The following is a 25,584-nucleotide window of genomic DNA, read 5'->3' as shown; positions in this document are numbered from 1 at the left end:
GCCGGACGAGAAGCGCGACTACCTTGCCGCTTCTCGTCCAGCCTCCAGCGCTCTTTTCGATTCGTTTCCACGCATGGCATGACCGCCCGGCTCAAATACCCAGGCACAGGTATTTGATTTCCAGGTAGTCCTCGATGCCGTATTTCGAGCCTTCGCGGCCCAGGCCGGAAGCCTTGATGCCGCCGAACGGCGCCACTTCGTTGGAAATCAGCCCGGTGTTGATGCCGACCATGCCGTATTCCAGCGCCTCGGCGACTCGGAATACGCGGGACAGGTCGCGGGCATAGAAGTACGACGCCAGGCCGAATTCGGTGTCGTTGGCCAGGGCAATCACTTCGGCCTCGTCGTCGAAGCGGAACAGCGGCGCCAGCGGGCCGAAGGTTTCCTCGCGTGCCACCAGCGCCTCGCGCGGCACCTCGGTGAGGATGGTCGGCTCGAAGAAACCGCCGCCCAGGGCATGGTGCTTGCCGCCACTGACCACGCGAGCGCCCTTGGCGACGGCGTCGTCGATATGTTCGCGCACCTTGGCCAGCGCCTTGGCGTCGATCAGCGGGCCGGTGGTCACGCCCTCCTCCAGGCCGTTGCCGACCTTCAGCTTGCCGACCGCCGCCTGCAGCTTCTCGACGAAGGCATCGTAGACGCCCGCCTGCACGTACAGGCGGTTGGCGCAGACACAGGTCTGCCCGTTGTTGCGGTACTTGGAGACGATCGCCCCCTCGACCGCGGCGTCCAGATCGGCATCGTCGAAGACGATGAACGGCGCGTTGCCGCCTAGTTCCAGGGAGACCTTCTTGATGTCGCGGGCACACTCGGCCATCAACTGGCGGCCAATCTCGGTGGAACCGGTGAACGACAGCTTGCGTACCAGCGAGTTGCTGGTCAGTTCACCGCCAATATCGCCCGCCGAGCCGGTGACCACGTTCAGCACGCCAGCGGGAATCCCCGCCTGTTCGGCCAGGGCGGCCAGCGCCAGGGCGGAGAACGGCGTCTGCGAGGCCGGCTTGAGCACCATGGTGCAACCGGCGGCCAACGCCGGGCCGGCCTTGCGGGTAATCATCGCGGCGGGGAAGTTCCACGGCGTGATGGCGGCGGTGACGCCGATCGGCTGCTTGATCACGATCAGCCGCTTGTCGGCCTGGTGGCCGGGGATGGTGTCGCCGTAGACACGCTTGGCTTCCTCGGCGAACCATTCGATGAAGGAGGCCGCATAGGCGATCTCGCCCCTGGCCTCGGCCAATGGCTTGCCCTGCTCCAGGGTCATCAGGCGCGCCAGTTCGTCCTGGTTCTCCAGCACCAGCTCGAACCAGCGGCGCAGTTTGCCGGAGCGCTCCTTGGCAGTCAGCGCACGCCAGGCCGGCAGCGCCCGTGCGGCGGCCTCGATGGCACGGCGCGTCTCGCTGGCGCCCATCTTCGGCACCGAGCCGATGATCTCGCCAGTGGCGGGATCGTTGACATCGATCCTGTCGCCGCTATCGGCATCCTGCCAGGTGCCGTCGATATAGGCCTGCTGGCGCAATAGCCGGGGTGTGTTCGATTGCATGGGGCTCATCTTCCCGGCCCGCCCAACGGCGGGCTCTGTCATTGAATCAGTGCTTGATCATCACATGGCGCACACAGGTGTAGTCCTCCAGCCCGTACATGGACATGTCCTTGCCGTAGCCGGAGTGCTTCATGCCGCCATGGGGCATTTCGCTGACCAGCATGAAGTGTGTATTGACCCAGGTGCAACCGTATTGCAGCCGCGCCGCCAACCGATGGGCGCGACCGACATCGGCGGTCCACACCGAGGATGCCAGACCGTAATCCGAATCGTTGGCGAACGCCAGTGCCTGCGCCTCGTCATCGAACGGCGTGACCGATACCACCGGCCCGAACAGCTCGCGCTGCACCACTTCATCGTCCTGGCGGGCGTCGGCCAGCACCGTCGGCTCGAAGAAGAAGCCCGGCCCCTCGACCCGCTTGCCGCCAGTGATCACGCGGATATGCGCTTGCGCCTTGGCCCGCTCGACGAACCCCTCCAGCCGCTGCAGGTGCTGCTCGGTGATCAGCGGCCCCAGTTCGGTCTCGGGATCGTCCTGCAGGCCATACTTGATACTGGCGACGGCTTCTCCGAGCTTTTCCACAAAGCGCGGGTAGAGGCCTTTCTGCACATAGATGCGGCAGGCCGCGGTGCAGTCCTGGCCGGCATTGTAGAAGCCGAAGGTGCGGATGCCCTCTACCGCGGCGTCCAGGTCGGCATCGTCAAAAATCAGCACCGGCGCCTTGCCGCCCAGTTCCATATGCATGCGCTTCACCGATTCGGCGGTGCCGGCAATGATGCTCGCGCCGGTCGGGATCGAGCCGGTCAGCGACACCATGCGCACCTTCGGGTGCCTGACCAGCGGCTCGCCAACGCTGGGGCCACGGCCGAAGACGATATTCAGCACCCCGGCGGGGAACAGCCCGGCCGCCAGTTCGCCCAGGCGCAGGGCTGTCAGCGGGGTCTGCTCGGAAGGCTTGAGCACCACGCAGTTGCCGGCCGCCAGTGCCGGCGCCAGTTTCCAGGCGAGCATCATCAGCGGGTAGTTCCAGGGAGCGATGGAAGCGACCACGCCCAGCGGGTCGCGGCGGATCATCGAAGTGTGCTCGGGCAGGTACTCGCCGGCGGCGGAACCGGACAGGCAGCGGCTGGCGCCGGCGAAGAAGCGGAACACGTCGGCGATCGCCGGAATCTCGTCGCCGATGGCGGCAGCGTATGGCTTGCCGCAGTTGAGCGACTCCAGCCGCGCCAGTTCTTCACCATGTGCCTCGATCAGATCGGCGAGTTGCAGCAGTAGCCGCGCACGATCCTTGGGCGGGGTCTGCGACCAGCCGGCGAAGGCGGCATCGGCGGCCAGCACCGCGGCGTCCACCTGGGCCGTGCTGGCCTCGGGAATTTCCACCAGGACGCTGCCCAGCGAAGGGTTGAATACCGGGTGGCTGGCGCCTTCGCCGGCGACCAGTTGGCCATTGATGAGCAGTTGGGTTTGCATGGGTTCACTCCGGAGTGTGCTTATCTTCTAGCGCGTGCGGACGGACACCGCCCGCGCCCATGGTCATTTCACTTGCCGCTGCCGGCGACATCCTCGCCACCCTTGGTCAGGTAGTAGGCGGCGAGGATCGGCAGCATGGTCACCAGCATCACCAGCATGGCCACCACATTGGTCACCGGCACGTCGCGCGGGCGCGACAACTGGTTGAGCAGCCACAGCGGCAGGGTCTTCTCGTGCCCGGCGGTGAAGGTGGTGACGATGATCTCGTCGAAGGACAGCGCGAAGGCCAGCATGCCGCCCGCCAGCAGGGCCGAGCCCAGGTTGGGCAGGATCACGTGGCGGAAGGTCTGCCAGCCATCGGCGCCGAGGTCCATGCTGGCCTCGATCAGGCTGTGTGAGGTGCGCCGCAGTCGGGCGATGGCGTTGTTGTAGACGATCACCACACAGAAGGTGGCATGGCTTACGACGATGGTCAGCAGCCCCGGCCGCAGCCCCACTTCGTTGAACGCCGACAGCAGCGCCAGGCCAGTGACGATGCCCGGCAGGGCGATCGGCAGCACCAGCAGCAGCGATACGCTGTCCTTGCCGAAGAAGTCGCGCCGGTACAGCGCGGCGGCGGCCAGGGTACCGAGCAGCATGGCGACCAGGGTGGCGAGCGCGGCGACCTGCAGCGACAGCTTGATCGCCTCGATCACATCGTCACGCGCGAAGGCCACGCTGAACCAGTGCAGGGTGAAGCCCTTGGGCGGGAAGCTGAAGGCCGCTTCCTCGGTATTGAAGGCGTAGAGGAAGATGATCATGATCGGGAAATGCAGGAACAGCAGGCCGCCCCAGGCCGCGATCCGCAGGCCTATCGAAGGTTTTTCAGAGTGCATCGAAGGCCCCCAGACGCTTGACGATGGACAGGTAGATGGCGATCAGCACGATAGGCACCAGGGTGAAGGCGGCGGCCATGGGCATGTTGCCGATGGCGCCCTGCTGGGCGTAGACCATGCTGCCGATGTAGTAGCCGGGCGGACCGACCAGTTGCGGCACGATGAAATCGCCAAGGGTCAGCGAGAAGGTGAAGATCGAACCGGCGGCGATGCCGGGTATCGACAGCGGCAGGATCACCTGGGCGAAGGTCTGCCGTGGCGTGGCGCCGAGGTCCGCCGAGGCCTGCAACAGCGACGGCGGCAGCCGCTCCAGCGCGGCCTGGATCGGCAGGATCATGAACGGCAGCCAGATATAGACGAATACCAGGAAGCGCCCGAAGTTGGAGGTCGACAGGGTATTGCCGCCGACGCCGGGGATATCCAGCAGCAGTTGCAGCAGCGCCTGCAGGTGCAGCGCCTCGACGAACCACTGGGCGACCCCGCCCTTGGCCAGCAGTAGCGTCCAGGCATAGGCCTTGACGATATAGCTGGCCCACATCGGCAGCATCACCGCGATATAGAAGAACGCCTTGGTGCGGCCACTGGTATGGCGAGCCATGTAGTAGGCGATGGGAAAGGCCAGCGCGGCGCTGGCCAGGGTGACCGCGATGGCCATGCCCAGGGTGCGCAGGATGATGTCGAAGTTGGCCGGCTGCAGCAGTGCGCGGAAGTTGTCCAGCGTCAGCTCCGGCTGCACCGTCATGCTGAAATCGTCGAAGGTGTAGAAGCCCTGCCACAACAGGTTCAGCAGCGAGGCCATGTAGATGGTGCCGAACCACAGCAGTGGCGGCAGCAGCAGGAGCGCCAGGAACAGGTTGGGGCGCCGGTAGAGCAGCGTCGACAGGCGCCGCGACCAGCCACCAGCGGAGCGCTGGCGCATGCCGTGGGACAGTTCCATCACAGCCCTCCCGCCCGCAGGCGCACCATGGCACTGCGCGGCCAGAACGCCGTGACCTGCTGGCCCGGCTGGTAGGCCGGCAGGACGCTGTCAGCGTACTCGTTGGCCAGCGCCACGGTCAGGTTCTCGCCGCTGTCCAGGCGGATTTCGTAACGGGTGCTGGAGCCCTGGTACTGGATATCGTGCAACAGGCCGTTGACCAGGATGTCATCCCCGCCGGCCTGCGCGCCGAAACGAATATGCTCGGGGCGGATGGAAAAGGGCTGCGCATCGCCACTGAGGCGCAGCGCCAGTTCACCTCCGAGCACGTTGGAAGTACCGACGAACTCGGCGACGAAAGCGGTGGCGGGCTTCATATAGAGGTTGCGCGGCGTATCGACCTGTTCGATACGCCCCTTGTTGAACACCGCCACGCGGTCGGACATCGACAGCGCTTCGCTCTGGTCGTGGGTGATGAAGACGAAGGTGATGCCCAGTTGCCGCTGCAATTTCTTCAGCTCGCTCTGCATCTGCTCGCGCAACTTGAGATCGAGGGCGCCCAGCGGCTCATCGAGCAGCAGCACGCGGGGCCGGTTGACCAGGGCGCGGGCCAGGGCCACGCGCTGGCGCTGCCCGCCCGATAGCTGCGACGGCTTGCGCCCGCCATGCTCGGCCAGGGCCACCATGCCCAGGGCCTCCTCGGCGCGGGCATGGCGCTCGGCCCGGCCGACGCCCTTGACCTTGAGCCCGTAGGCGACGTTGTCCAGCACGTTCAGGTGCGGGAATAGCGCATAGTCCTGGAAGACCGTGTTGACATCGCGCGCATAGGGCGGCACGCCGGCGGCCTCGCTGCCATGGATGCGAATCGAACCCGAACCGGGCTGCTCGAAACCCGCGATCAACCGCAGGCAGGTGGTCTTGCCCGAACCGGACGGGCCGAGCATGGAGAAGAACTCGCCATCCTCGATACGGATGGACACGTTGTCGACGGCTTTTACATCGCCGAACGTTCGGCTGACATCGGTGAACTCTACAGCGGGAACCATTGCATAAACTCCGAGTGGACCAAGGGAAGGGGGGAACGCGTCAGGGCGCTACCCAGCGCTGAAGTCCTTCGATAAAAGCGCTGGAGGCTGGAAAGCCGGACGAAAGGCTCAGGCAGCTCATCGTTCAGCTTTCCAGCGCCCCTTTTCGGCTCCCGGGCCTCAGCGCCCGCCCATGATCGAGATGTAGTCCTGGGTCCAACGGCTGTAGGGCACATACTTGCCGCCTTCGGACTGCGGGGTCTTCCAGAAGGCGATCTTGTCGAACTGGTCGAAGCCATTGGTGGCACAGCCCTCGGCACCCAGCAGTTCATTGTCCTTGCAGGCGGCCGGCACCACCGGCAGCGAACCGAACCAGGCCGATACGTCACCCTGCACCTTGGCTTCGAGCTGCCAGTTCATCCACTGATAAGCGCAATTCGGATGCGCCGCCTTGGCATGCAGCATGGTGGTATCGGCCCAACCGGTGGCGCCCTCGACCGGCACCGTCGAAGCGATCGGCTGGCCCTCGGCCTTCAATGCATTGACCTGGAACGGCCAGGCGCTGAAAGCCACCACGCCTTCGTTCTTGAAGTCGTTCATCTGCACCGTCACGTCGTGCCAGTAGCGGTGGATCAGCTTGTGCTGCTGGCGCAGCAGCTCGAGCGCCGCGGCGTACTGTGCCTCGTTCAGTTGGTAGGGGTCTTCGATGCCCAGCTCCGGCTTGGTGCTCTTCAGGTACAGGGCGGCGTCGGCGATATAGATCGGGCCATCATAGGCCTGCACCCGCCCGGCATTGCCCTTGCCGTCGGCCAGGGTCTGGGCTTCGAAAATGGTCGCCCAACTGGTCGGCGCCTGCTTGAACGCCTCGGTGTTGTAGGCCAGCACGTTAGGCCCCCACTGGTAGGGCGTGCCGTATGTCTGGCCATCGACCACATACCAGGGCGCATCCTTGAGACGCGGGTCCAGGCTTTTCCAGTTGGGGATCAACGCGGTATTGATCGGCTGCACGCGCTTGCCGGCGATCAGCCGCAGCGAGGCGTCGCCGGATGCGGTGACCAGGTCGTAGCCGCCCTTGGCCATCAGGCTGACCATTTCATCCGAGGTACCGGCGATCTTCACGTTGACCTTGCAGCCAGTGCCTTGCTCGAAACCGGTCACCCAGTCGTAGGCCTTGTCGGTATCGCCGCGCTCGATGTAGCCAGCCCAGGCAATGATATCCAGCCGCCCTTCCCCGGCGCCGATGGACTGAACGGATTCGGCAGCTTGCACAGCCGCACTGGCCAGCAGAGTACCGACCAGCATTCCTGATAGTGCGAAGTGTGGTGCAGACATTGGCTTATCCCCTCGTGTAGTGCTCGATCATTGCCCGGAGCGCCCAGGCACGGTGCCGGGGCGGCGGATGCAAACCATGGCTCCGGGAACCCCCGGACATAAAACATTTAAAACCATATCTTAATTTTATTATGCTGCCAACATCCTCTACAGCGCATCCAGGGCGATCGCGCTATACCGTTATTCACCGGAAGGGGGTTTCGAAAAAAGCGCTGGCTGGAAAGCTGGACGAAAAACACCGGTTGCCACGCTCTTTCGTCCAGCCTCGAGCCTCCAGCGCCCTTTTCGGCCCGGTGCAGTACATCGTACTGATCGCCCCGCGCCACAATATAAGCCTATGATTTGGAATGTTTTTACGCTGCACCAAAGGTCTCTGGTAAATTACCGGCACTTGCTGACACGAGGGACACCATGGGCGCCCTGAACAACGGTACATCCACGACTTTCATGCGCCTCGGCCATGAAGGCCGCACCGAGGAAGTGGTACGGCGGATGATCGAAGTCATCGAGCTGGGCGTATTCGCGGAGGGCGAGCAACTGCCCAGCGAGAGTGAACTGGCCCAGCAGTTCGGCGTGGCCACCGTGACCCTGCGCGAAGCGCTGGCGGTGCTGCGCCAGCGCGGCCTGATAGAAACACGCAGAGGCCGCAAGGGCGGCAGCTTCATCCGGGCGCCACGGGAAGTCAGCCAGACGGCCCTGCTCGAGCGCCTGCGCCAGATGAGTCTCATGGAGTTGCGGGACCTCGGCGACGAACTGGCCGCCATCTCGACAGCCACCGCCCGCCTGGCGGCACGACGCGCCACAACGGAACACCATGTCCGCCTGCGGCATCAAGTTGAGGCATTGGGTAACGCTGCCACACGCCTGGAACGGCGCCGCGCCGATGCACATTTCCATATCGAGATCGCCGTCGCCTCGCAATCCGTGCGCCTGACCAATACGCAGATGCGCCTGCAGGCCGAGGTCGGCGAGCTGTTCTGGATCGACAGCGCCGACACGCCGGATATCGCCGCTATCCAACGGCAACAACGGGCTCTGCTGGATGCACTGGAGGCTGGCGACGTACAGCTCGCCGGAGAACTCGCCGAAGCGAAGGTGACCCGCAGCATCAAGCGCCTGATCAATCTGCGCCTGGAGCAACTGGCCGAGGAAGAAATCGACGGATGATTGGCGTAATACTTGCTTACACAGCGATGAACGCTCACTGATCTTTCCTCCATGGTGACTGCCGTGCCCATCGATTCAGATTCGCCCCACCACTGCGCTCAACGAATCAATGCCACGATCGCCGAGGTCTTTTCCAGCCTGCAATCGCTGGCCGGGGAAGTCGGCCAGGTCTGGAAAGCGCGCGAAGCGGACGGGCGCCAGCCCAGCTCACAGGACATGAAGCAGTTGCAGCCAGCGATCGATAGGCTGGCGCTGCGGACGGAATCCTGTGTCGGCGCCGGCTTCATCCTGCAACCGGGGCTGCTCGCGGACAGCCAGCTCTACATGGAGTGGCGCCGGCGCATCGGGGAAAGGAAACTGCAGTCGTTGTCGCCCAACGTCAACCCGCGCAGCGCCAACTGCTTTCACTACGAGGACAAGCCGTGGTTCAGCGTCCCGCGTGAAAGCGGGCAGCCCGCGGCGATCGGCCCCTATGTGGACGTCTACTGCACCGGTATGTACATCCTGACATTCAGCCAGCCGATCCTGCTCGATGGCCGCTTTATCGGCATCGCCGGAGCGGACCTGCCCATGCACCATATCGAACGGCTGTTCACCCGCAGCCTGATGCACCTGCCGCAGGAAGCACTGCTGCTCTCTCCCGAAGGCCGGGTGGTCGCCAGCAATACCGCCGACTGGGCGGTCGGCGACCTGGCGTACAGCCTGTTGAAGGATTCCGCCTGCAAGGTCGTCCCGCTGGATGACAGCGCGAACGCCTGGTCGCTGCTGTGCCTGCCCGTATCGCGGCGCCTGGCGGCCTGAGCCTCCGCTAGAAACGCCTGCGCGGCGCAACCGGAGGCCCGCTCGGAACCGGCCTGGCCGCTACTGCTCGCTGCGGCCCGCCCTGGCCTGCTCGTCGGCATGGTAGGAGGAGCGCACCAACGGCCCGGAAGCGACATTCTTGAAACCCATGCGCGCGCCTTCCTCGGCGAACCAGGCAAAGGTGTCCGGGTGCACGAAGCGTTGCACCGGCAGGTGATTGCGCGACGGCTGCAGGTACTGGCCGAGGGTCAGCATGTCGATGTCATGCTCGCGCATGCGCTGCATCACTTCGATCACTTCTTCATCGGTTTCGCCCAGGCCCAGCATCAGCCCTGATTTGGTTGGCACATGGGGTACGCGCTGCTTGAAGTTCTGCAGCAGGTCCAGCGACCACTCGAAATCCGAACCGGGCCGCGATGAACGATACAGCCGCGGCACGGTTTCCAGGTTGTGGTTGAACACGTCCGGCGGCTCGGCGGCGGTGATGTCCAGGGCGATATCCATCCGGCCACGGTAGTCGGGCACCAGGGTTTCCAGTTGCACGTTCGGCGACAGCTTGCGGATTTCGCGCAGGCAATCGGCGAAATGCTGGGCGCCACCGTCGCGCAGGTCGTCGCGGTCCACCGAGGTGATGACCACGTACTTCAGGCGCAGGTCGGCGATGGCCAGCGCCAGGTTGGTCGGCTCGTCGGTGTCCAGCGGCTTGGGCCGGCCATGGCCGACGTCGCAGAACGGGCAGCGACGGGTACAGATGTCGCCCATGATCATGAAGGTGGCGGTGCCGCCGGAGAAACACTCGCCAAGGTTGGGGCAGGAAGCTTCCTCACAGACGCTGTGCAGCTTGTGCTTGCGCAACAGTTGCTTGATCCGATCGACCTCGGGGGAAACCGGGATGCGCACGCGGATCCAGTCCGGCTTCACCGGCAGCTCCACCGTCGGGATGATCTTCACCGGAATCCGCGCGACCTTTTCCGCACCACGTAGTTTGACGCCGGCCTCGATCTTCGCAGGGCGTGGCGCCTGGGTTTCAACAGTGCTCATAAATTCTCGATTCCGCCCTTGAGGGTCTTCTGTTGCACATGGCCGAGTCGCCGCGCGAGCTGTGCACGCAGGCGGCCAAGTACTGCGGAGAAGTCTACCGGTCCGACCAGGTCACATAACTGTGTCATTTTCATGCCGGCATAGCCACAGGGATTGATCCTGCGGAACGGCTCCAGGTCCATATCCACGTTCAGCGCCAGGCCATGGAACGAACAGCCGCGCCGTATGCGCAGCCCGAGGGAGGCGATCTTCGCCCCCTCGACATACACGCCCGGCGCATCGGGCCTGGCCGCGGCAACCACGCCGTACTCCGCCAGCAGCGCCACCAGGCTGTCTTCCATCAGGCTGACCAGCTCACGCACGCCCAGCCCCAGCCGGCGCACGTCGAGCAGCAGGTAGGCGATCAACTGACCCGGGCCATGGTAGGTGACCTGCCCGCCGCGGTCGGCCTGCACCACGGGAATATCGCCGGGCAACAACAGATGCTCGGCCTTGCCCGCCTGGCCCTGGGTGAAGACCGGCGCATGTTGCAACAGCCAGAGTTCGTCCGGAGTATCCGGCCCACGCTGCTGGGTCAGGCGTTGCATGGCCTGCCAGACCGGCAGGTAGTCGAGCAAGCCCAGCTCCCGGACGCAAAGCGTCTGGGGCGTCATCACAACACCATATGGACGCGCCCGGTGGCGCGCAGGTCGCTGTTGATCGCCTGCAGTTGCTCGATACCCGTGGCCGTGATGTGCACCTGCACGGAAAGGAAACGCCCGGTGCGGCTATCGCGCGAAACCAGCGTGGTTTCGTCCAGGTCCGGGGCATGGCGACGGATCACCTCGATCACCAGGTCATGGAAACCCTCGCCGCCCTCACCGATCACCTTGATCGGGTAGTTCTCGCAAGGGAACTCGATTTTCGGTGCTTGTATGTCTTGCGTGTTATCTGTCATGGAAACGGACTCGTGATCCGCAAGCGTGGCACGGCCTGCTGGGCCCTGCCACGCGGGCAGTATCTATCAGTTGAACAGGCCGAAGAAGAACAGGCGGATGCTATCCCAGAAACGCCGGAACAACCCACCTTCCTCGATGCTTTCGAGGGCGATCAGGTCAGTGCTTTCCAGCACTTCGTCACCCAGGCGCACCTCGACCCGGCCGATCACGTCGCCCTGCTGGATCGGCGCGATCAAGCGCGGCCGCAGGCTGATGCCGGCATCCAGCTTCCCTGCCTGGCCACGCGGCAAGGTCAGGGTCAGGTCATCGGCCAGGCCGGCCTTGAGCCTGTCGCTCTTGCCTTTCCAGACCTGCGCCTGCGCCAGCTCGACGCCTTTGCGATGCAGGGTACGGGTCTCGAAAAAGCGGAAGCCGTAGGTCAGCAGCTTCTGCGTCTCGGCGGCGCGCGCCTGTTCGCTATTGGTGCCGAACACGGCGGTGATCAGGCGCATGCCATCGCGCACGGCGGAAGCGACCAGGCAGAAACCGGCCTCCTCGGTGTGGCCGGTCTTCAGGCCGTCGACCGTCTTGTCGCGCCACAGCAGCAGGTTGCGGTTGGGCTGCTTGATGTTGTTCCAGAGGAATTCCTTCTGCGCATAGATGGCGTAGTGCGCCGGGTCTTCATAGATGATCGCCCGCGCCAGCCTGGCCATGTCGCTGGCCGAGGAATAGTGCTCGGGATCTGGCAGCCCGGTGGCGTTCATGAAATGCGAGTTGCTCATGCCCAGACGCTGTGCCGTGGCGTTCATCAGGTCGGCGAAGGCTTCCTCGCTGCCGGCGATATGCTCGGCCAGGGCGACACTGGCATCGTTACCGGACTGGATGATCACGCCATGCAGCAGGTCATCCACCGAAACCTGCGTATTGACCTGCACGAACATGCGCGAGCCGCCAGTGCGCCAGGCCTTCTCGCTGATGGTGACCATGTCGTTGTCGCTGATCTGGCCCTTCTGGATTTCCAGAGTGGCGATATAGGCCGTCATCAGCTTGGTCAGGCTGGCCGGCGGCAGGCGCTCATCGCCATTGTTCTCGATCAGCACCTTGCCGCTGTCGGCATCCATCAGCACATAGGACTTGGCCGCCAGTTGCGGTGCGGAAGGAATGACAGGCGCCGCCGACAGTATCGGCGAGGCCACGAACAGAGCCAGCAGGCTCATACGTTGCAATACAGTGGTTATGTTCATCGTATCTCGAAAAAGTTTGACGACGTTGATGAGAGACCGGGTCAATCGGCCCGGACTTGCCGGGGCTGACCGAGATTGGCCTGGAGCACGCTCCGCTCCAGGCGGGCGGCTTCGTCCGCCGAGGCGATAGGCCCCAGGCGGACGCGGTGCAGTACCTGTTCGTTGAGCACCACGGAGCTGACGAAGACCGGCGCGGACACCATGGTGCTCAGCTTGTCCTTGAGCAGCTCCGCGGCATCCGGGTTGGCGAAGGCGCCGACCTGCAGGAACAGCCCGGCCGCGGAGTGCGTGGCGGCCTGCCGCTCGAGCTGGACCGGCACCACGGCCGCCGCGTGCTGGCTGGCGGGCGGCGTGTACTGCTCCACCGGCTGCGCAGCGCTCCTGGCCAGGGAGGTGGTGGCGACCTGCTGCGGCTGCGCCAGCACCTGGGGCACCGGCTGGCCGCGCTGCGCCCACCATTGTTCAGGGTCGATCCCCTCGACGCGGACCTGGGCCGTACCGCTTTCGGCATAGCCGAGCTTCTTCGCCGCGGCGAAGGACAGGTCGATGACGCGGTCGGAGTAGAACGGCCCGCGGTCATTGACCCGCAGCACCACGTTCTTGCCGTTCGCCAGGTTGGTCACCTTGACGTAGCTCGGCAGCGGCAGGGTCTTGTGCGCGGCACTCATGCCGTACAGGTCGTATTTCTCGCCATTGGCGGTCAACTGGCCATGGAACTTGGTGCCGTACCAGGAGGCAGTGCCATTGGCGCGGTAGTTGCGCCCATCGCCGATCGGATAGTAGGTCTTGCCCAGCACCGTGTAGGGGCTGGCCTTGACCGGGCCGTAATGAGGCATGGGAATGGCGTCGGGGATCTGCGAGACATCCACTTCCCACCAGGGCGCGCCATCCCTGTCGGGACGCGAGAAATCGCCCGGGCCGCTGATCCCGCTCGGCTTCTGGACAACGCCACCGGAAGGCGTGGAGGGCGACGAAGAGCAACCCGCAAGGACCGCAGCGGCTATCGCCAGTGTCAGCAGATGCCTCATCACTGTTGCCCCCTCGCCTTGGCCAGGGCATCGGCGAGCTGATTCACCGCCATGGCATACATCACGCTACGGTTGTAGCGGGTGATCACATAGAAATTCGGCAGGCCGATCCAGTATTCGTCGCCTTCCGCGCCTTCCAGGCGGAACGCGGTGACCATCGCCTCATCGGCGATGGCGGTAGCCGGCTGCCAGCCCAGTTCGCGCAGTTGCGCGGCATTCAGGCCCGGCTCCAGCCCCTGGGTCAGGCCCTCTTCGAAACGCTCGCCAGCGACCGTGGCACGCACCGCGACCTCACCACCGGAAAGCCAGCCGTGACGCTTGAAATAATTGGCCGCACTGCCAATGGCATCGGTGGGGTTGCTCCAGATGTCGATGTGGCCATCAGCGTCGAAATCCACGGCATAGGCACGGAAGCTGCTCGGCATGAACTGCGGTAGGCCCATGGCACCGGCATAGGAGCCCTTGAGGGTCAGCGGGTCGACCTGCTCCTCGCGCGCCAGCAACAGGAACTCCTTGAGCTCCTTGCGGAAGAACGGCTGGCGCGGCGGATAGTCGAAGCCCAGCGTAGCCAGGGCATCGATCACCCGGTAGTTGCCGGTATTGCGGCCGTAGAAGGTTTCCACGCCGATGATCGCGACGATGACCTCCGCCGGCACGCCGTACTTGGCCTCGGCCTGCTGCAATGCGTCCTGGTTCTGCCGCCAGAAGTCGACCCCCTGGGCGATGCGCGCATCGGTGATGAAGATCGGGCGGTATTCCTTCCACGGACGAACCCGCTCGGCCGGCCGTGAAATGGCATCGAGAATGGCCTGTTTGCGCTCGGCCTGGGCCAGCAGTTCGGCCAGTTGCTCGCTGGCGAAACCATATTCGCTGGCCATCTCGGCAATGAAGCCGGCCACCTTCTCGCCCTTGTAGTCGCTCGCCCAGGCCGATTGCGCGCCCATGGCGCCAACCAGACCAAGCCCACAGAGCACCCGCGCCAACTGCCTACCGCCTAAGGAAATCAAGAAATAGTCTCTCGTCAAACCTGTGCGATCCACTTGCGATGGGTGTGGATCGACATCAAAACCCCGAACCCTGACAGCAGGGTCACCAGTGAAGTTCCACCATAGCTGATGAAGGGCAGAGGCACCCCTACCACCGGCAGCAGCCCGCTCACCATGCCAATGTTGACGAAGACGTAGACGAAGAAGGTCATCGTCAGCGCTCCGGCCAGCAATTTTCCGAACAGTGTCTGGGCCTGCACGGTAATCACCAGCCCACGGGCGATCAACAGCAGATACACCAGCAGTAACAAACAGACCCCGACCAGGCCGAACTCCTCCGCCAGGACGGCAATGATAAAGTCCGTATGGCTTTCCGGCAAAAAATCCAGATGCGATTGCGTACCCTGCAGCCAGCCCTTGCCGAACACGCCGCCGGAACCTATCGCAGCCTTGGACTGGATGATGTTCCAACCCGTTCCAAGGGGATCGCTCTCGGGGTCGAGGAAGGTCAGCACACGCTGTTTCTGGTAGTCGTGCATGACGAAGTACCACATGGCGATGGCCACCGGCACCACGGCCGCCACGGCCATGCAGATCCAGCTCCAGCGCAGCCCCGCGATAAACAGCACGAAAGCCCCAGAAGCCAGGATCAGCAAGGCGGTGCCCAGGTCGGGCTGCTTGACGATCAGCATGAACGGAATGGCGATCAGCAACAGGCTGATCACCGTGTGCTTGAAGCTGGGCGGCAGGCTGCGGGTCGAGAAGTACCAGGCGATGGTCATCGGCATGATGATCTTCATGAATTCCGAAGGCTGGAAGCGGATCACCCCGGGGATATTGATCCAGCGCGTCGCCCCCATTGCCGTATGGCCGATGAACTCCACCGCCAGCAGCAGCCCGACCACGCCCAGGTAGCCCAGCGGCGCCCAACGCGCCATGAAACGCGGCTCCAACTGGGCGATCACCAGCATCGCCAGCAGCCCCAGGCCGAAGGAGCTGGACTGTTTGAGCAACATATCCCAGTGCCTGCCGCTGGCCGAATAGAGGATGAACAGGCTGCCGGCGGCGAGGATCAGCAACAGCAGCAGCAGCGGGCCATCCAGATGCATGCGCTGCAACAGGCTGGCACGTCGGCGCAGGACATCCTGGTTCGACAGCGTACGATCGAAACTGCCACTCATGGCGCCACCTCCGGCTGAACCTGCGCCGGGTCGTATTCGGCTTTCAGTTTGCCATCCCTGTCCAGCAACCAGGCATCCATGACGGCCTTGACCACCGGGGCGGCGACACCGGAGCCGGACTCACCGTTCTCCACCATCACCGCTACCACGATCTCGGGCTTCTCGATAGGCGCGAAGGCGACGAACAGCGCATGGTCGCGATGCCGCTCGGCCAGCCGGCCGCTGTCATAACGCTCGCCCTGCTTGATCGCCACCACTTGGGCCGTACCGCTCTTGCCGGCGATCCGGTAGGGCGAGCCTTCGCCGATCCTGCGCGCAGTGCCACGGGCGCCATGCACCACCTGCTCCATGCCGTGGATGGCGTATTCCCAGTAACGCGGGTCGCGCAGCTCGATATCCGCCGGCGCATCCGGGTCGATCACCGGCGTGCCATCCAGGCTGCGGGCCAGGTGCGGGCGAACCCACTTGCCACGGGTGGCCATCAGCGCCGTGGCCTGAGCCAGTTGCAGCGGCGTGGCCTGCATATAGCCCTGGCCGATACCGAGGATCACCGTTTCCCCCGGATACCAGGGCTGGCGGTAGCGCGCACGCTTCCACTCGCGGGAAGGCATCAGGCCGGCCGTTTCTTCATTCATGTCCAACGCCACCCGCTGCCCGAGGCCGAAGCGGGTCATGTAGTCGTGCATGCGATCGACGCCCATCTTGTGCGCCATGTCGTAGAAATAGGTGTCGTTGGAACGCATGATGGCCAACGTCAGGTCGACCCAGCCGTCGCCGCTGCGATTCCAGTTGCGGTACTTGTGCTGGACATTGGGCAACTGGAAATAGCCAGGGTCGAAGACACGGCTGGTCGGCGTGATCACCCCGGCATCCAGCCCGGCCACCGCCATCATCGGCTTGATGGTCGAGCCGGGCGGGTAGAGCCCGCGCAGCACCCGGTTGTACAGCGGGCGGTCGATGGAGTCGCGCAGCTCGCCGTAATCCTTGAAGCTGATACCGGTGACGAACAGGTTGGGGTTGAAGCTCGGCTGGCTGACCATCGCCAGCACCTCGCCGGTTTGCGGCTGCAACGCCACGATGGCGCCGCGCCGCCCGCCCAGCGCCGCCTCGGCGGCCTCCTGCAGGTCCAGGTCGAGGGTCAGCACCAGGTCCTGGCCCGGCACCGGATCGGTGCGCTTGAGCACCCGCAGCACGCGCCCGCGGGCGTTGGTCTCGACTTCCTCGTAGCCCACCTGGCCATGCAGGACATCTTCGTAGAACTTCTCGATGCCGGTCTTGCCGATATGGTGCGTACCGCTGTAGTTGACCGGATCGAGGCTCTTCAGCTCGGTTTCGTTGATGCGCCCGACATAGCCCACCGAGTGGGCGAAATGCTCGCCCTGGGGATAGTGCCGCACCAGTTGCGCGGCCACATCGACCCCCGGCAGACGGAACTGGTTGACCGCCACCCGGGCGATCTGCTCCTCGTTCAACTCGTACATGATCGGCACCGGCTCGAATGGCCGGCGCCCCTGCAATACCCGGCGCTCGAACAGTTCGCGCTCTTCGGCGGAGAGCGCCAGCACCTCGACCACCACATCCAGCACCGCCCGCCAGTCGCCCGCCCGCTCGCGGGTGACCGTGAGGCTGAAGCTGGGGCGGTTATCGGCGATGACGCGGCCGTTGCGGTCGAAGACCAGCCCGCGGTTGGGTGGTATCGGCTGCACATGGACGCGGTTGTTCTCCGACAGGGTCGAGTGGTACTCGTACTGGATCACCTGCAGGTAGTACATGCGGGCGATCAGCACGCCCATCATCAACACCACCACCACGATCCCCACGAGCACGCGGCGGCGCACCAGGCCGGCGTCCTTCTCATGGTCCTTCAGGTGAATGGGCTGGGGCATGTCAGGGGTTGTCCGCGACCTATTTGTGATACGGGTGCCCGGACAACAGCGTCCAGGCCCGATAAACCTGCTCGCCGACCAGGATGCGCACCAGCGGATGCGGCAAGGTCAGCGGCGACAACGACCAGCGCTGCTCGCTACGCGCGCACACCTGCGGTGCCAGCCCTTCCGGGCCGCCGACCATCAGGTTGACGGTACGCGCCTCGAGACGCCAGCGATCGAGTTCGGCGGCCAGTTGTTCGGTACTCCAGGGGCGCCCCATCACCTCGAGGGTAACGATACGCTCGCCGGGCTGCACCTTGCTCAGCATCGCATCGCCTTCCTGTCGGATCAGGCGAGCGACATCGGCGTTCTTGCCGCGGGTATGCAGGCCGATCTCCACCAGCTCCAGCGACAGCTCGGCCGGCAGGCGCCTGGCATATTCCTGCCAGCCCTCCTCGACCCAGCGCGGCATCTTCGAGCCGACGGCAATCAGCTTGAGCTTCACTGTTCAGCCCTGCTCGGCATCACCCGCATGCTGGGCGCGACTCTGCTCGGCGCCCTGCCACAGCCGCTCCAGATCGTAGAACTGGCGGGTAGGCACCTGCATCACATGCACCACTACATCGCCCAGGTCGAGCAATGCCCACTCGCCACCTTCCAGCCCCTCGCTGCCGATGGGGCGGACGCCCTGCTCCTTGACCTTTTCCAGCACGTTGTCGGCCATGGATTTGACATGGCGGCTGGAAGTGCCACTGGCGATCACCATGAAATCGGTGACGCTGGTCTTGCCTTGCACATCTATGGTGACGATATCCTGCCCCTTGAGCTCTTCAAGGGCATCAATCGCCAGTTTGACCAGAGTTTCATTCTGCATAACGTAAATACAACCTCAGTTCGACGCCCGGTACAGACCGTGCGCATTGATATAAGCCAGTACGGAATCCGGGACCAGGAAGCGGACCGTTCTGCCACTGGCGAGAAACCTGCGAATCTGTGTAGCGGATATTTCCAGCGGCATCTGCCAGACGAAGGCGATCTGCCCCGCCCGGCCGCTTATCGCCCGCACATTGGAAGCACTGCGTGCCGCCAACAGGTTGCGTAGCGCCTCGGGGACCTCGCTGCCGGTATCCGGGCGCTGCAGCACCAGGATATGGCAAAGCTCCAGCAACTCCTGCCAGCGGTGCCAACCGGGCAGCCCGCAGAAGGCATCCCAGCCCAGCAGCAGGAACAGTTGATCGTCCTCTGCCAGTTCGCTGCGCAGCGACTCCAGCGTTTCCACGGTATAGGAGGGCCGCTCACGCTCCAGTTCCCGCGCATCGACCATCAGCGGCGACAGGTCCGCCACCGCCAGGCGCACCATGGCCAGGCGATCCTCGGCACTGCTGTTCGGCGTTTCCCGATGCGGAGGCCTGGCGCAAGGCACCAGGCGCAGTTCGTCCAGCCCCGCCAGCTCCACGACCTCCAGCGCCCCGCGCAGATGCCCGATGTGCACAGGGTCGAAGGTACCACCGAAAACGCCGATGCGACGGCCCATCAAGTACGAACGTGACCGTCGCCGAACACCACGTACTTCTCGCTGGTCAGCCCTTCCAGGCCGACCGGGCCGCGCGCATGCAACTTGTCGGTGGAGATGCCGATCTCCGCGCCAAGCCCGTATTCGAAACCATCGGCGAAGCGCGTGGAGGCATTGACCATCACAGAGCTCGAATCGACTTCGGTGAGGAAACGCCGGGCATCGGTGAAGTTCTCGGTGACGATGGCATCAGTGTGCTGCGAGCCATAGCGATTGATGTGCTCGATGGCCTCGTCCAGCGAGTCGAGGATACGGATCGACAGGATCGGCGCGTTGTACTCGGTCGCCCAATCCTCTTCGCTGGCCGCGTTGACCGCCTCGCCCAGCAGTTCACGGGTGCGCGGGCAGCCGCGCAGCTCGACGCCCTTTTGCACATAGATGGCCGCCAGTGGCGGCAGCACGCTGGCGGCGATAGCGGCATGCACCAGCAGCGTCTCCATGGTGTTGCAGGGGGCGAAACGCTGGGTCTTGGCGTTGTCGGCGATGCGCACCGCCTTGTCCATATCGGCCGCCCGGTCGATATAGACGTGGCAGATGCCGTCGAGATGCTTGATCACCGGCACCCTGGCCTCGCGGCTGATGCGCTCGATCAGCCCCTTGCCGCCACGCGGCACGATCACATCGACGAACTCCGGCATGCTGATCAGCGCGCCCACGGCTGCGCGGTCGGTGGTTTCCACCACCTGCACCGCCGCGTTCGGCAAGCCGGCCTCTTCCAGGCCCCGGGTGATGCAGCGGGCGATCGCCTGGTTGGAGTGAATGGCTTCGGAGCCACCACGCAGGATGGTGGCGTTACCCGACTTCAGGCACAGGCTGGCGGCATCGATGGTCACGTTGGGCCGCGATTCGTAGATGATGCCGACCACGCCGAGGGGCACGCGCATCTTGCCGACCTGGATGCCCGAAGGCAGGTAGCGCATATCGCGTATTTCGCCAATCGGGTCGGGCAGTGCCGCGACCTGGCGCAGGCCCTCGATCATTTCATCGACACGCCTGGGTGTCAGCGCCAGGCGGTCGAGCATGGCCTCGTCCAGGCCATTCGCGCGCCCGGCCTCGAGATCCTTCGCATTGGCGACGGCCAGTGCTTCGCGCGCCTGGTCCAGCGCCGTGGCGGCGGCCTGCAACGCACGATTCTTCTGCGCCGTGCTGGCACGCGCGAGCACCCGGGAAGCCTCCCGCGCCGCGCGGCCCAGCCGGGTCATGTAATCGAGCACAGTCTCGCTCATGGCGTTTTTACCCTGACGAAAAGGAAAGCGGCGGATTATAGCCGGCCCTGAGGCTTACGCACAGCGGCAGGCCAAAGCCCGGGGGCCCGAGCACCTCCGTCAAACCGCCCTCTCCGCTTCCAGCTTGCAGCCTGCCGCTCGCAGCTTGTACCTTGCCACCTTTCCCGCTACAGCACGAAGCCCATGCCCCAGACATCCCCAAGCACCGACATCCTCATCGTTGGCGGCGGTATCGCCGGCCTCTGGCTGAATGCGCGACTGCGCCGCCTGGGCTACGCCACCCGGCTGGTGGAGCGGGGGGAACTGGGCGGCGGCCAGAGTCTCAAGTCCCAGGGCATCATCCACGGCGGTACCAAATACGCCCTGAGCGGCATACTCACCGGCGCCTCCGAGGCGATAGCGGGCATGCCGCAGCGCTGGCGCGAAGCGCTGGCCGGCAACGGAGAACTGGACCTGAGCGGTGTGCGCGTGCTGTCCGACGCCCACTACCTGTGGTCGCCAGGCAGCCTGGCCGGCAACCTGAGCAGCTTCTTCGCCAGCAAGGCCGTGCGCACCCGGGTCGGCCAGGTCAAGGGCGACGAATTGCCACTACCGCTGCAACACCCGGGCTTCAAGGGCAAGGTCTACCGCCTGAGCGAACTGGTGCTGGACGTGCCCGGCCTGATCGCCCGTCTCGCCGAACTGGCAGCGGACAGCCTGGTCGCCAGCCAGGACATCGAGCCCCTGCACGAAAATGGCGAACTGACCGGCCTGTACCTCGACGGCCTGGCCGTGCGCGCCCGCCGCATCGTCGTCACCGCCGGCGCCGGCACCGCCGAACTGCTGGCCCGCCTGGGCCTGCGGCAACCCGTCCAACAGTTGCGGCCCCTGCATATGGTGATGCTCAAGGCGCCGACGCTGCAGCCACTCTACGCGCACTGCCTGGGCGGCGGCAGCAAGCCGAGGATCACCGTGACCAGCCATCCCTCGACGGACGGCCAGTGGGTCTGGTATCTCGGCGGCGAGTTGGCCGAAGCGACCGGGGTGGCGCGCGAGCCGGCCACGCAGATCGCCTTCGCCCAACGCGAACTGGCCGACCTGCTGCCCTGGCTCGATCTGTCGGCCGCCCAGTGGGCCACCCTGAGGGTCGACCGTGCCGAACCCGCCCAATCCAACCAGGCGCGCCCCGACAACGCCTTTCTCGCCGAGCAGGGCCGCCTGCTGGTGGGCTGGCCGACCAAACTAGCCCTCTCACCGGACCTGGCCGATCGCGTCGTGGCCCATCTGCGGCACCAGAGTATCGAGCCGGCCCGGCACGCCCCCTGGCCAGCACTGCCGCGCCCGCCAGCAGGCCAGCCGTTCTGGAGCGGGTTGCTGCCATGAGCGCCACCCTGCACGAACTGCGGCGCCCTCTTGGCCAGTCCGGCCCGCCGGTTTCCCCGCTGGGCCTGGGCACGGTCAAGCTGGGCCGCGACCAAGGCGTCAAATACCCCGGCGGCTTCAGCATCCCCGATGACCGGCAGGCCCGCGAACTGCTGGCACTGGCCCGCGAGCTGGGCATCAACCTGATCGACACCGCGCCCGCCTACGGTGTCAGCGAGGAGCGCCTCGGCCCGCTGCTGCGTGGCCAGCGGGACGACTGGGTGATCGCCAGCAAGGTTGGCGAAGAGTTCGAGAACGGCCAGTCGCGCTTCGATTTTTCCGCCGCGCACACCCGCTTCTCGGTGGAACGCAGCCTGCGACGCCTTGGCACCGACCGCCTGGATATGCTGCTGGTACACTCGGACGGCAATGACCTGGACATCCTGCGCAACGGCGAGGTCTACCCGACCCTCGCCGAATTGAAGCGCGAAGGCAAGATCCTCGCCTACGGCTTCTCCGGCAAGACCGCGGCTGGTGGCCTGCTGGCCCTCGAACAGGGCGACTGTGCGATGGTCACCTATAACCTGAAGGAACGTGCCGAACGCCCGGTCATCGACTATGCGGCACGCCACGGCAAGGCGATCCTGGTCAAGAAGGCCCTGGCCAGCGGGCATGTCTGCCTGGCCGATGGAGAAGACCCACTGCAACGCAGCTTTACCCTGCTGTTCGAGCAACCTGGCGTCACCAGCGCCATCGTCGGCACCATCAATCCCGCGCACCTGCGTGACAACGTGGAGATGGTGGCACGCATCCTGACTTCATAAGCAGCGGAGCAAGTACAAAGCCATGTCGACCATTCTGTTGCGCAAGCCCCCCGAACACTTCAAGACCTTGCCCCTGTCCGTCGAAGCGACCCCGGAACAGCTTGTCTACCAGGGCCTGGGCCAACCGCTCAATTTCAGCGAAATGCTCGAGCGGCGGCGCCCCGTGGAGGTCGACGACCCGCAGCGGTTCTCGCTGGAACTGGCCAACCTCGGGGTATCGGTGCGCCTGACCCTGTCCTGGCAGGAACAGGACTACTGGGTTCTGGTGCGGCAGAAACGCAATGACCGCGGCGACGAAGTGCTGAAGATGATTTCCGGCTATGTCCCGGCCCAGGAAGTCGGCCTGCCGCTGCTGACCGCGATCCAGGAAGTCGCCGAGGAGTGCCTGCTGGAAACGCCGCAGGGCTGGCTCTCCGGACGCTTTGGCGAAACCTGGTTGCCGGCGCCCTACGACGGCAGCCTGAACTACCGGGAAAGCCCGACCTTCGCCCTGAGCGCCCTGAGCGGCGCGGCCCGGCAGTTGTACCACGGCAGCCAGCGCCTGCTGGAACGCCCGCGCGCCTACGTGCACCTGCCCACGGCCTCGCTGCAACTGGTTTATGACATGCGCCTGGAGGTGCCGGGCGAAGCCCGTCAGCTCAGCCTCTACCATGTCGACGAATACCTCGAGGAGGGCCGGCTGATCGCTCGCCTGCGCCGCGAGCAACCCGATCTCTACCTGATCCCGCTCGAGCACGGCCAGCCGCGCGCCGAACTGCTGACCCTGGCCAAAGGCAAGCCGCAGCGCCAGGACACGCGCGACATCTGGCTCTCCGAAGGCTTTGCGGCCCAGCAGGGCTGGGTCGTGCAGGCCGAACGCATTCGCTGGGAAGAATGGCTGGCCGCCATCGCCCGGCCATAGAAAGCAGGTGGCACCATGCGCACCTGGGCGGCGAAACCCGGTGCGCACGGCGCATCCTACGAAAATCAGGCCGTGCTTACTGGCTGCGAATCTTCTCGACGATGGACGTGGTGGAGCTGTTTTCCACCAGCCCCAGCACCCTGACCTCGCCACCATAGGCGCGGACCAGATCGGCGCCCACCACCTGGCCGATGCCGTAGTCGCCGCCCTTGACCAGCACATCCGGCCTGATCTGGCGCAGCAGATTTTCCGGAGTCGACTCGGAGAAGCTGACCACCCAGTCCACCGCCTCCAGCCCGGCCAGCACCGCCATGCGCCGGTCCACCGAGTTGATCGGGCGGCCCGGCCCTTTCAGGCGGCTGACCGAGGCGTCGTCGTTGACCGCCACCACCAGGCGGTCGCCCTGGGCGCGCGCCTGCTCCAGGTAGGTCACATGGCCGGCATGCAGGATATCGAAGCAACCGTTGGTGAAGACCACCCTCTCGCCCTGGGCATGGGCATCCTCGATCACCGGCAGCAATTGTTCGAGGCTCATGACGCCACGCCCCGAGCCCTCTTCACGCTGCATGGCGCGCCGCAGCTCCGGCGCACTGATCGCCGCCGTACCGAGCTTGCCGACGACGATGCTGGCCGCCAGGTTGGACAGCGCCACCGCCAGCGGCAGTTCCTCGCCCGCCGCCAGCACCGCCGCGACAGTGGAAATCACCGTATCCCCGGCGCCGGTCACATCGAATACTTCACGGGCCCGGGCCGGCAGGTGCAGGGCTGGATGGCCGGGACGCAGCAGGGTCATGCCATGCTCGCTGCGCGTCACCAGCAGGGCGCCCAGTTCCAGTTCGCACATCAGCACCGCGCCCTTGGCCACCAGGTCGGCCTCGTCGCGGCACTTGCCGACCACGCCCTCGAACTCGCCGAGATTCGGCGTGATCAGCGAGGCGCCGCGATAGACCTCGAAGTCCTTGCCCTTGGGGTCCGCCAGCACCGGAATGCCGCGCTGGCGGGCGGCACGGATCAACGCCTGGTGATCCGCCAGCGCCCCCTTGCCGTAGTCGGACAGCACCAGTACCCGCACACTATCCAGCAGGCTTTCCACCGAGACGCGCAAGGCCTCGGCATCGGTGTCGAAGGGCTCTTCGAAATCCATCCGCAGCAATTGCTGATGGCGGCTCAACACCCGCAGTTTGACGATGGTCGGCTGATGCTCGATCGCCTGGAAATGCGCCTCGACACCTGCGGCCTGCAGGCTATCGACCAGGCTCTGGCGCGCCTCGTCCACCCCCGTCACCCCGACCAGAGCCACCGGCGCGCCGAGCGCCGCGATATTCAACGCCACGTTCGCCGCGCCGCCCGGGCGGTCCTCTATCTGTTCGACCTTGACCACCGGCACCGGCGCCTCCGGCGATATGCGCGATGTGGCGCCATGCCAGTAACGATCGAGCATGACATCACCGACCACCAGCACCGGGGCCTGGTCGAAACGGGGCATGGACAACTTCATCGGACGACTCCGCAGAAAGAACGGCGCCAAGGATACCAGCGATGCAAGCCGCATAAAGCGTCGAAAAGAGCGCTGGAAGGCTGGAGGACGGACGAAAAGCGTGGCGGCCGGCGTTTTCGTCCAGCTTTCCAGCCTCCGGCGTCTTTATCGAAGCGTGGGAGGATTCGGTAACACAGGTGATTTGTCCGATTCGCGGCGGACGGGGATAATCCACGCTTTTCGTAGGGTAGAACGGTCGTGATGATGAAGCTGAAGGGTCTGGGCGTGCTTCTGGCCGCCGTGCTGTCGCTGGCGGGTTGCGGTGGTGTCGATCCCGATTCACCGTTGGGCAAGCGCAAGGCGATCTTCCAGCAGATGCTCGATGCCAAGGAAAACCTGGGCGGTATGCTGCGCGGCCGCATGCCGTTCGATGGCCAGGCGTTCGCCATCGGTGCGGTGAAGCTGGACGAACTGTCGAGCCAGCCCTGGCAGCACTATCCCGAGGTACGCGAGAAAGAGTCCGATGCCCGCGACGAGGTCTGGGAAAAGCAGGCCCGTTTCAATGAGCTGGCGCGCGCCCTGGAAGTGACCACCTCGGCATTGCTCGCTGCGAGCCAGGTGCAGCCCCTGAAGCCGTCGGAGGTTGCCCCGGCCTTCCAGCAGGTCGAGGACGCCTGCTCGCTGTGCCACAAGGAGTTCCGTACATACTAGCGAGCTGCAGGTCACGTGCTTCGATAGGGAGGATGGGAGCTGGCCGAAAAACACCGGCTACCATGCTCTTTCGTCCGGCCTCCAGCCTCCAGCGCTCTTTTCGGCCCTTTGCCATGCATGCGCGATCGGCCCGCCCCAC

25 protein-coding genes are annotated in these 25,584 nt (G+C 65.0%); 6 read left to right on the top strand and 19 right to left on the bottom strand.

Features of this window, described 5'->3' with window-relative positions:
* Positions 1–91: 91 nt before the first annotated feature.
* The 6 genes from gabD to ydcS all read right to left on the bottom strand — a co-directional run bounded on the left by gabD (position 92) and on the right by ydcS (position 7,159).
* Positions 92–1,540, bottom strand: coding sequence for an NADP-dependent succinate-semialdehyde dehydrogenase (gabD, locus tag DNJ95_RS16860; RefSeq protein ID WP_131185894.1), 1,449 nt, complete (start codon positions 1,538–1,540; stop codon positions 92–94).
* A 46-nt stretch (positions 1,541–1,586) separates the two neighbouring features.
* Positions 1,587–3,011 (bottom strand): gamma-aminobutyraldehyde dehydrogenase, encoded by a 1,425-nt coding sequence (locus DNJ95_RS16855; RefSeq protein WP_131185893.1) that lies wholly within the window; start codon positions 3,009–3,011, stop codon positions 1,587–1,589.
* 68 nt (positions 3,012–3,079) lie between these two features.
* The gene (locus tag DNJ95_RS16850) at positions 3,080–3,886 is read right to left on the bottom strand and encodes an ABC transporter permease (protein WP_131185892.1); all 807 of its coding nucleotides are present in this window, start codon (positions 3,884–3,886) and stop codon (positions 3,080–3,082) included.
* A complete protein-coding gene (locus DNJ95_RS16845; RefSeq protein WP_131185891.1) occupies positions 3,876–4,823 on the bottom strand; it encodes an ABC transporter permease in 948 nt (315 codons plus the stop codon). The genes DNJ95_RS16850 and DNJ95_RS16845 overlap by 11 nt, the downstream gene beginning before the upstream one ends.
* Entirely contained in the window at positions 4,823–5,848 is a 1,026-nt protein-coding gene (locus DNJ95_RS16840) for an ABC transporter ATP-binding protein (RefSeq protein WP_131185890.1), read from the bottom strand. The genes DNJ95_RS16845 and DNJ95_RS16840 overlap by 1 nt, the downstream gene beginning before the upstream one ends.
* A gap of 159 nt (positions 5,849–6,007) precedes the next feature.
* On the bottom strand, positions 6,008–7,159 hold the full coding sequence (gene ydcS / locus DNJ95_RS16835) for a putative ABC transporter substrate-binding protein YdcS (RefSeq protein WP_131185889.1): 1,152 nt from the start codon (positions 7,157–7,159) through the stop codon (positions 6,008–6,010).
* Positions 7,160–7,570: 411 nt separating this feature from the next.
* Between ydcS and DNJ95_RS16830 the strand changes: the two genes are divergently transcribed.
* Both DNJ95_RS16830 and DNJ95_RS16825 read left to right on the top strand, forming a co-directional pair.
* On the top strand, positions 7,571–8,326 hold the full coding sequence (locus DNJ95_RS16830; protein WP_131185888.1) for a FadR/GntR family transcriptional regulator: 756 nt from the start codon (positions 7,571–7,573) through the stop codon (positions 8,324–8,326).
* Between the two features lie 63 nt (positions 8,327–8,389).
* On the top strand, positions 8,390–9,127 hold the full coding sequence (locus DNJ95_RS16825) for a cache domain-containing protein (protein WP_165491631.1): 738 nt from the start codon (positions 8,390–8,392) through the stop codon (positions 9,125–9,127).
* A 60-nt stretch (positions 9,128–9,187) separates the two neighbouring features.
* Here DNJ95_RS16825 and lipA read toward each other — a convergent pair whose 3' ends face one another.
* The 12 genes from lipA to DNJ95_RS16765 all read right to left on the bottom strand — a co-directional run bounded on the left by lipA (position 9,188) and on the right by DNJ95_RS16765 (position 20,191).
* The gene (lipA, locus tag DNJ95_RS16820) at positions 9,188–10,168 is read right to left on the bottom strand and encodes a lipoyl synthase (protein ID WP_131185886.1); all 981 of its coding nucleotides are present in this window, start codon (positions 10,166–10,168) and stop codon (positions 9,188–9,190) included.
* A complete protein-coding gene (gene lipB, locus DNJ95_RS16815; RefSeq protein WP_131185885.1) occupies positions 10,165–10,821 on the bottom strand; it encodes a lipoyl(octanoyl) transferase LipB in 657 nt (218 codons plus the stop codon). Before lipB ends, lipA begins: the two co-directional genes overlap by 4 nt.
* Entirely contained in the window at positions 10,821–11,105 is a 285-nt protein-coding gene (locus DNJ95_RS16810) for a DUF493 domain-containing protein (RefSeq protein WP_131185884.1), read from the bottom strand. Before DNJ95_RS16810 ends, lipB begins: the two co-directional genes overlap by 1 nt.
* A gap of 66 nt (positions 11,106–11,171) precedes the next feature.
* A complete protein-coding gene (locus tag DNJ95_RS16805) occupies positions 11,172–12,329 on the bottom strand; it encodes a D-alanyl-D-alanine carboxypeptidase family protein (RefSeq protein ID WP_131185883.1) in 1,158 nt (385 codons plus the stop codon).
* 41 nt (positions 12,330–12,370) lie between these two features.
* Positions 12,371–13,357: a septal ring lytic transglycosylase RlpA family protein gene (locus DNJ95_RS16800; RefSeq protein ID WP_131185882.1), complete on the bottom strand. Its 987-nt coding sequence runs from the start codon at positions 13,355–13,357 to the stop codon at positions 12,371–12,373.
* Positions 13,357–14,331, bottom strand: a complete 975-nt coding sequence (mltB, locus tag DNJ95_RS16795; protein ID WP_207388774.1) for a lytic murein transglycosylase B — start codon at positions 14,329–14,331, stop codon at positions 13,357–13,359. The genes DNJ95_RS16800 and mltB overlap by 1 nt, the downstream gene beginning before the upstream one ends.
* A gap of 47 nt (positions 14,332–14,378) precedes the next feature.
* Complete coding sequence (rodA, locus tag DNJ95_RS16790; RefSeq protein WP_131185880.1) at positions 14,379–15,524, bottom strand: rod shape-determining protein RodA; 1,146 nt, start codon at positions 15,522–15,524, stop codon at positions 14,379–14,381.
* Complete coding sequence (gene mrdA, locus DNJ95_RS16785) at positions 15,521–17,410, bottom strand: penicillin-binding protein 2 (RefSeq protein WP_131185879.1); 1,890 nt, start codon at positions 17,408–17,410, stop codon at positions 15,521–15,523. The genes rodA and mrdA overlap by 4 nt, the downstream gene beginning before the upstream one ends.
* Positions 17,411–17,429: 19 nt before the next feature.
* Positions 17,430–17,897 (bottom strand): 23S rRNA (pseudouridine(1915)-N(3))-methyltransferase RlmH, encoded by a 468-nt coding sequence (rlmH, locus tag DNJ95_RS16780; protein ID WP_131185878.1) that lies wholly within the window; start codon positions 17,895–17,897, stop codon positions 17,430–17,432.
* A 3-nt stretch (positions 17,898–17,900) separates the two neighbouring features.
* A complete protein-coding gene (gene rsfS / locus DNJ95_RS16775) occupies positions 17,901–18,266 on the bottom strand; it encodes a ribosome silencing factor (protein ID WP_131185877.1) in 366 nt (121 codons plus the stop codon).
* Between the two features lie 15 nt (positions 18,267–18,281).
* A complete protein-coding gene (nadD, locus tag DNJ95_RS16770) occupies positions 18,282–18,926 on the bottom strand; it encodes a nicotinate-nucleotide adenylyltransferase (RefSeq protein WP_131185876.1) in 645 nt (214 codons plus the stop codon).
* The gene (locus DNJ95_RS16765; protein WP_131185875.1) at positions 18,926–20,191 is read right to left on the bottom strand and encodes a glutamate-5-semialdehyde dehydrogenase; all 1,266 of its coding nucleotides are present in this window, start codon (positions 20,189–20,191) and stop codon (positions 18,926–18,928) included. Before DNJ95_RS16765 ends, nadD begins: the two co-directional genes overlap by 1 nt.
* 183 nt (positions 20,192–20,374) lie before the next feature.
* On the opposite strand from DNJ95_RS16765, the gene DNJ95_RS16760 reads away from it, so the two are divergent.
* From DNJ95_RS16760 to DNJ95_RS16750, 3 genes are read left to right on the top strand one after another with little or no spacing between them, the layout of a single operon-like run.
* Complete coding sequence (locus DNJ95_RS16760; RefSeq protein ID WP_131185874.1) at positions 20,375–21,553, top strand: NAD(P)/FAD-dependent oxidoreductase; 1,179 nt, start codon at positions 20,375–20,377, stop codon at positions 21,551–21,553.
* Positions 21,550–22,356, top strand: coding sequence for an aldo/keto reductase (locus DNJ95_RS16755; protein WP_131185873.1), 807 nt, complete (start codon positions 21,550–21,552; stop codon positions 22,354–22,356). The genes DNJ95_RS16760 and DNJ95_RS16755 overlap by 4 nt, the downstream gene beginning before the upstream one ends.
* A 22-nt stretch (positions 22,357–22,378) precedes the next feature.
* Positions 22,379–23,257 (top strand): metal ABC transporter ATPase, encoded by an 879-nt coding sequence (locus DNJ95_RS16750; RefSeq protein ID WP_131185872.1) that lies wholly within the window; start codon positions 22,379–22,381, stop codon positions 23,255–23,257.
* 76 nt (positions 23,258–23,333) lie between these two features.
* Here DNJ95_RS16750 and hldE read toward each other — a convergent pair whose 3' ends face one another.
* Positions 23,334–24,755 carry a bifunctional D-glycero-beta-D-manno-heptose-7-phosphate kinase/D-glycero-beta-D-manno-heptose 1-phosphate adenylyltransferase HldE gene (gene hldE, locus DNJ95_RS16745; RefSeq protein ID WP_131185871.1) on the bottom strand — a complete coding sequence of 474 codons (1,422 nt, stop codon included), beginning with the start codon at positions 24,753–24,755 and terminating at the stop codon, positions 23,334–23,336.
* Positions 24,756–24,998: 243 nt separating this feature from the next.
* Here hldE and DNJ95_RS16740 point away from each other — a divergent pair, with 243 nt between their 5' ends.
* Positions 24,999–25,445 (top strand): c-type cytochrome, encoded by a 447-nt coding sequence (locus tag DNJ95_RS16740; protein ID WP_131185896.1) that lies wholly within the window; start codon positions 24,999–25,001, stop codon positions 25,443–25,445.
* The last annotated feature ends 139 nt before the right edge of the window (positions 25,446–25,584 follow it).

Source organism: Stutzerimonas kirkiae, assembly GCF_004327335.1.
GTDB lineage: Bacteria > Pseudomonadota > Gammaproteobacteria > Pseudomonadales > Pseudomonadaceae > Stutzerimonas > Stutzerimonas kirkiae.
This window is presented reverse-complemented; position numbering and strand designations above follow the sequence as displayed.

Bases quoted from the DNA above. Each gene is read 5' to 3' on its own strand.
- gabD (WP_131185894.1), bottom strand. From the start codon at position 1,540: ATGCAATCGAACACACCCCGGCTATTGCGCCAGCAGGCCTATATCGAC.
- DNJ95_RS16855 (WP_131185893.1), bottom strand. From the start codon at position 3,011: ATGCAAACCCAACTGCTCATCAATGGCCAACTGGTCGCCGGCGAAGGC.
- DNJ95_RS16850 (WP_131185892.1), bottom strand. From the start codon at position 3,886: ATGCACTCTGAAAAACCTTCGATAGGCCTGCGGATCGCGGCCTGGGGC.
- DNJ95_RS16845 (WP_131185891.1), bottom strand. From the start codon at position 4,823: ATGGAACTGTCCCACGGCATGCGCCAGCGCTCCGCTGGTGGCTGGTCG.
- DNJ95_RS16840 (WP_131185890.1), bottom strand. From the start codon at position 5,848: ATGGTTCCCGCTGTAGAGTTCACCGATGTCAGCCGAACGTTCGGCGAT.
- ydcS (WP_131185889.1), bottom strand. From the start codon at position 7,159: ATGTCTGCACCACACTTCGCACTATCAGGAATGCTGGTCGGTACTCTG.
- DNJ95_RS16830 (WP_131185888.1), top strand. From the start codon at position 7,571: ATGGGCGCCCTGAACAACGGTACATCCACGACTTTCATGCGCCTCGGC.
- lipA (WP_131185886.1), bottom strand. From the start codon at position 10,168: ATGAGCACTGTTGAAACCCAGGCGCCACGCCCTGCGAAGATCGAGGCC.
- lipB (WP_131185885.1), bottom strand. From the start codon at position 10,821: ATGACGCCCCAGACGCTTTGCGTCCGGGAGCTGGGCTTGCTCGACTAC.
- DNJ95_RS16810 (WP_131185884.1), bottom strand. From the start codon at position 11,105: ATGACAGATAACACGCAAGACATACAAGCACCGAAAATCGAGTTCCCT.
- DNJ95_RS16805 (WP_131185883.1), bottom strand. From the start codon at position 12,329: ATGAACATAACCACTGTATTGCAACGTATGAGCCTGCTGGCTCTGTTC.
- DNJ95_RS16800 (WP_131185882.1), bottom strand. From the start codon at position 13,357: ATGAGGCATCTGCTGACACTGGCGATAGCCGCTGCGGTCCTTGCGGGT.
- rodA (WP_131185880.1), bottom strand. From the start codon at position 15,524: ATGAGTGGCAGTTTCGATCGTACGCTGTCGAACCAGGATGTCCTGCGC.
- mrdA (WP_131185879.1), bottom strand. From the start codon at position 17,410: ATGCCCCAGCCCATTCACCTGAAGGACCATGAGAAGGACGCCGGCCTG.
- rsfS (WP_131185877.1), bottom strand. From the start codon at position 18,266: ATGCAGAATGAAACTCTGGTCAAACTGGCGATTGATGCCCTTGAAGAG.
- nadD (WP_131185876.1), bottom strand. From the start codon at position 18,926: ATGGGCCGTCGCATCGGCGTTTTCGGTGGTACCTTCGACCCTGTGCAC.
- DNJ95_RS16765 (WP_131185875.1), bottom strand. From the start codon at position 20,191: ATGAGCGAGACTGTGCTCGATTACATGACCCGGCTGGGCCGCGCGGCG.
- DNJ95_RS16760 (WP_131185874.1), top strand. From the start codon at position 20,375: ATGCCCCAGACATCCCCAAGCACCGACATCCTCATCGTTGGCGGCGGT.
- DNJ95_RS16755 (WP_131185873.1), top strand. From the start codon at position 21,550: ATGAGCGCCACCCTGCACGAACTGCGGCGCCCTCTTGGCCAGTCCGGC.
- DNJ95_RS16750 (WP_131185872.1), top strand. From the start codon at position 22,379: ATGTCGACCATTCTGTTGCGCAAGCCCCCCGAACACTTCAAGACCTTG.
- hldE (WP_131185871.1), bottom strand. From the start codon at position 24,755: ATGAAGTTGTCCATGCCCCGTTTCGACCAGGCCCCGGTGCTGGTGGTC.
- DNJ95_RS16740 (WP_131185896.1), top strand. From the start codon at position 24,999: ATGAAGCTGAAGGGTCTGGGCGTGCTTCTGGCCGCCGTGCTGTCGCTG.